This is a genomic window from Burkholderia sp. IO2 (assembly GCF_029522185.1).
Taxonomy (GTDB): domain Bacteria; phylum Pseudomonadota; class Gammaproteobacteria; order Burkholderiales; family Burkholderiaceae; genus Burkholderia; species Burkholderia cenocepacia.
Genome location: NZ_JAKWFH010000144.1, coordinates 1 through 1,165, shown reverse-complemented (window position 1 = coordinate 1,165; position 1,165 = coordinate 1). Strand labels below are relative to the sequence as shown.

Sequence of the window (1,165 nt, the reverse complement as noted above, 5' to 3'; positions counted from 1 at the left end):
ATGCCAATGAAGAAGAAAAGGCAAACTGTAGCGCGTCAGGCCGCGGCCCGCGGGCCGCTGCCTGAACTGCCCAAGGAACTGCTGGACCAACTGGTCAAGGGGCCGATGACGCCGACCGAGGTCCAGGATTTGATGCTGGCGTTCAACAAGGCAGTCATCGAACGCGCAATGGACGCCGAGATGAATCTGCATCTGGGCTACCCGTCGGGCCAGTCCAAGCCGGCCGGGCAAGCCAACGAGCGCAACGGCGCCAGCGGCAAGACGGTCATTACCGATCGGGGCCCGGTTCGGGTCGAAGTCCCCCGCGATCGCGACGGCAGCTTCGAACCGATCCTGATTCCAAAGCATGAGCGCCGCTTCACCGGCTTCGACGAACGCATCATCGCGATGTACGCCCGCGGCATGAGCGTGCGCGAGATTCAGGCCTTTCTGGCTGAGAGCTACGGCACCGAGGTGTCTCCCGACTTCATCAGCTCGGTCACCGACGAGGTGATGGCCGAAGCGCTGAGCTGGCAGAGCCGCCCGCTTGAGACGATGTATCCGGTGGTGTTCTTCGATGCGCTGCGGGTCAAAATCCGCGACGACGGCGTGGTCAGCAACAAGGCCGTCTATCTGGCCTTGGGCATTCAGGCCGACGGCCAGCGCGACGTGCTGGGCCTCTGGATCGAGCAGACGGAGGGAGCCAAGTTCTGGCTCAAGGTGTTCAACGAACTGAAGACGCGCGGCTGCCAGGACATCCTGATCGCCGTGGTCGATGGCCTGAAGGGGCTCACCGAAGCCATCAGCGCGGCCTATCCGCGGACCACCGTTCAGACCTGCATCGTGCATCTGATCCGCAACAGCCTCGAATACGCCAGCTACAAGGACCGCAAGGTGCTCGCCGCCGCGCTGCGCCCGATCTACGCGGCTGCCAGCGAAGAGGCGGCACGGCAGGCGCTGCAAGACTTCGCCGACGGGCCTTGGGGCGTGAAGTACCCGACGATCGTGCAGTCGTGGCAACGCGCGTGGGAGCACGTCGTGCCGTTCTACGTGTTCCCGCCGGAGATTCGACGGGTTGTTTATACGACCAACGCCATCGAGAGTCTGAACATGCAGTTGCGCAAGATCATCAAGACCCGTGGTCACTTCCCGAATGACGAGGCAGCCATCAAGCTGCTCTGGCTGG

General features: G+C 63.2%; 1 protein-coding gene. It reads left to right on the top strand.

Features of this window, described 5'->3' with window-relative positions:
• Window positions 1-6: 6 nt before the first annotated feature.
• Window positions 7-1,165 (top strand): IS256-like element ISBcen18 family transposase (locus MMB92_RS35190; RefSeq protein ID WP_277563273.1); only part of this gene is annotated, 1,159 nt, incomplete at its 3' end.